General features: G+C 71.0%; 4 protein-coding genes. All 4 read right to left on the bottom strand.

Features of this window, described 5'->3' with window-relative positions; translation table 11 throughout:
* Positions 1 to 927, bottom strand: a 927-nt coding sequence (locus tag DQP58_RS26135) for an acetylornithine transaminase (RefSeq protein ID WP_112710935.1), incomplete at its 3' end; no start/stop codon positions are given.
* On the bottom strand, positions 924 to 1,808 hold the full coding sequence (gene argB, locus DQP58_RS26140) for an acetylglutamate kinase (RefSeq protein WP_112710936.1): 885 nt from the start codon (positions 1,806 to 1,808) through the stop codon (positions 924 to 926). The genes DQP58_RS26135 and argB, both read right to left, overlap by 4 nt.
* Complete coding sequence (argJ, locus tag DQP58_RS26145) at positions 1,805 to 2,992, bottom strand: bifunctional glutamate N-acetyltransferase/amino-acid acetyltransferase ArgJ (RefSeq protein ID WP_112710937.1); 1,188 nt, start codon at positions 2,990 to 2,992, stop codon at positions 1,805 to 1,807. The genes argB and argJ overlap by 4 nt, the downstream gene beginning before the upstream one ends.
* 77 nt (positions 2,993 to 3,069) lie before the next feature.
* Positions 3,070 to 3,591, bottom strand: a 522-nt coding sequence (locus tag DQP58_RS26150) for an Asd/ArgC dimerization domain-containing protein (protein ID WP_276310536.1), incomplete at its 5' end; no start/stop codon positions are given.

Consider the following 3,591-nt stretch of genomic DNA (forward strand, 5'->3'; position numbering starts at 1 on the left):
GCCCAGCACCTCGGCGTGACGGATCAGGTTCTCCTCGGCCAGCACCCGCAGCACCGCGAGCGCGGCCGCCGCGCAGATCGGGTTGCCGCCGAAGGTGCTGCCGTGCAGGCCCGGCGTCATCAGGTCGGCGGCCGGCCCGACGGCCAGGCAGGCGCCGATCGGCAGGCCGCCGCCGAGCCCCTTGGCCAGCGTCACCACGTCCGGGGTGATGCCGTCGTGCTGGTGGGCGAAAAACGTTCCGGTGCGGCCCATCCCGGTTTGCACCTCGTCGAGCACCAGCAGCGCCCCGCGCCGCGCGGTGATGTCGCGGGCGGCGGCGAGGTATCCCGCGGGCGGCACGACGACGCCGCTCTCCCCCATGATCGGTTCCAGGAACACCGCGGCGGTGGCGTCGTCGACGGCGTCGGCCAGCGCGTCGGTGTCACCGTAGGGCACGTGCGTGACGTCGCCGGGCAGCGGCGCGAACGGCGCCTGCTTGCTGGGCTGACCGGTCAGCGCCAGCGATCCCATGGTGCGGCCGTGGAAAGCGTCTTGCGCCGCAACCAGTTTGGTACGCCCGGTGAGCCGCGACAGCTTGAACGCCACCTCGTTGGCCTCGGTTCCGGAGTTGCAGAAGAACACCCGCGCCGGGGAATCGGTGCCGAGCAGGCTTACCAGTTCTTCGGCCAGCGCCAGACCCGGTCCGGTGGCATACAGGTTGGAGGTGTGGCCCAGCGTGGCCATCTGGTGGGTGACGGCCTCGATGATCGCGGGGTGGCGATGCCCCAGCACGTTGACCGCGATGCCGCCGAGCAGGTCGAGGTAGGTCTTCCCGTCCACGTCGGTGACCACGGCGCCGTCGCCGCTGGCCAGGGCCATCGCCGGGGTGCCGTAGTTGTTCATCATCACGGCTTCCCAGCGCCGCTGGACCGTGGCGGTGTTACTCATGGGCGCACCACCTTGGTGCCGGTGCCCGCGTCGGTGAAAAGCTCCACCAGCACACAGTGTTCGACCCGCCCGTCGATGACGTGCGCGCTGGGCACGCCCGCGGTGACGGCGCGCAGGCACGCCTCGACTTTGGGAATCATGCCCGCCTCCAGCGTGGGTAGGAGTTGTGACAATGTGGCCGTGTCGATTTCGCTGACCAGCGAACCGCGGTCCGGCCAGCTGGTGTACAGGCCTTCGACATCGGTGAGCATCAGCAGCTTCTCGGCGCGCAGCGCCTCGGCCAGCGCCGCCGCGGCGGTGTCGGCGTTGATGTTGTGCACCACGCCCTCGGCGTCCGGGGCCAGCGTCGACACCACCGGAATGCGCCGCGCCGCAATGAGATCCAGCACGGCGGCGGTGTTGACCGTCTCGACGTCGCCCACCAGGCCGATGTCGGTGGCCACGCCGTCGACGGTGACGCTGCGCCGCACGGCGGTGAACAACTGGGCGTCCTCGCCGGTGATGCCGACGGCGTACGGTCCGTGCGCGTTGATCAGGTTGACCAGTTCGCGGCCGACCTGGCCGAACAACACCATCCGCGCCACGTCGAGCACTTCCGGTGTGGTGACCCGGAATCCGCCCTTGAAGTCCCCGGGGATGCCCAGCCGGCGCAGCATCGAGGTGATCTGCGGGCCGCCGCCGTGCACGACGACGGGATGAACGCCGCAGTTACGCAGGAACGCCATGTCGGCGGCGAAGGCGTGCCGCAGCGTGTCGTCGGTCATGGCGTTGCCGCCGTACTTGATGACCACGATCTTGCCGTGCAGTTGCTTGAGCCAGGGCAGGGCTTCGGCGAGCACCTGCGCCTTGACCACGGTCGACAACGCTTCTGTCGAGCTCATGAGCTGTACGCCGAATTCTCTTCGACGTACCCGTGCGACAGGTCGGTGGTCCGGATGGTGGCCCGGTGCTCGCCGAGCCGCAGATCGACCGTGATGTCGATGTCGGCTTCCGACAGGTCCACCTCGCGGGCGCCCGGCACCGGAACCCCGTCGGCGAAGACCGCAAAGCCGTTGAACGCCACCGTGATCCGGTCGGGGTCCAGATCGATGGGCGCCATCCCGACGGCCGCCAGCACCCGGCCCCAGTTGGGGTCCGACCCGAACACCGCCGTCTTGACCAGGCTGTCGCGGGCGATCGTGCGGGCGGCGGCCAGGGCGTCGTCCTCGGAGGCCGCCCCCGCCACGGTGATGTTGACCCGCTTGGTGACGCCCTCGGCGTCGGCTTGCAGCTGCGCGCACAGGTCGTCGCACGCCCGCAGCACGGCGTCGTCGAGTTCGGCCTGGCTGGGCGCGATCCCGCTGGCTCCCGACGTCAGCAGCAGCACCGTGTCGTTGGTCGAGCACGCGCCGTCGATGTCGAGTCGGTCGAAGGTGGCCGCGCTGGCGTGGCGCAGCGCGCGGTCCAGGGCCGCCGCGTCGACGGCCGCGTCGGTGGTGAGCACGCAGAGCATCGTCGCCAGCGACGGCGCGAGCATGCCGGCGCCCTTGGCCATCCCGCCGACCGTCCAGTTGTCCGGGTGATGCAGCGCAACCTGTTTGGGCACGGTGTCGGTGGTCATGATCGCCTGCGCGGCCTCGTCACCGCCGGACAGGCCGCCGGCCATGTCCTGCACGATCGTGCGCACGCCGGCGAGCACCTTGTCCATCGGCAACCGGTCACCGATCAGCCCGGTGGAGCACACCGCGACCTCGATGGCCCCGGTCTGGGTCCCGCAGCCCGACAGCGCGGCCGCGACGGCCTCGGCGGTGGCGTGGGTGTCCTGAAATCCGCCGGGTCCGGTGCAGGCGTTGGCCCCGCCGGAGTTGAGGATCACCGCGCGCAGCGCGCCGGTGCTGAGCACCTGCTGGCTCCACAGCACCGGTGCCGCTTTGACCTTGTTGCGGGTGAACACCCCGGCGGCGGCGTAGTCCGGGCCTTCGTTGAACACCAGGGCCAGATCCCGGTTGCCCGAGGCCTTGATGCCGGCGGCGATGCCGGCGGCCCGGAATCCGGCCGGCGCGGTGACGCCCTGTTCGCGCAGCAGCCGCGCTTGCGTCGCTACGACAGATGGCGCCGCTCCTGCGACCCCGGCTACGCCGGCGTCATCGTCGCCGGCGCGAGTCACGGCGCCACCCCGATCACCGAAAGTCCTTCGGTCTCCGGCCAACCCAGGGCCAGGTTCATCGACTGCACGGCGGCGCCGGCGGTTCCCTTGACCAGGTTGTCGATCGCGGCGATCGCGACAAAGGTCTGCGCCGCCTCGTCCACCGCGACCGCGATGTGCGCCGCGTTGCTGCCGATCACCGCTCCGGTGCGGGGCAGTTGCCCCTCGGGCATCAGGTAGATGAAAGGCTCCGCGTGGTAAGCCTTTTCGTAGGCTTCGCGCAGCTGTGCCAGCGGCGCGCGGGTGCGCGCGGTGCAGGTGGCCAGGATGCCGCGGGAGGTCGGGATGAGCACCGGGGTGAACGACACCGTGACGTCGCGGCCGGTGACCGCCCCGAGCCCCTGGGCGATCTCCGGGGTGTGCCGGTGCGCCCCGCCGATGTTGTAGGCCCGCGCCGACCCGATGACCTCCGCGCCCAGCAGGTCGGTCTTGGCGGCGCGACCGGCCCCGGACGTGCCGCTGACCGCCACCACGGTGAC

Origin of the sequence: Mycobacterium colombiense (assembly GCF_003284975.1) — a bacterium.
Classification (GTDB): Bacteria; Actinomycetota; Actinomycetes; order Mycobacteriales; family Mycobacteriaceae; genus Mycobacterium; species Mycobacterium europaeum_A.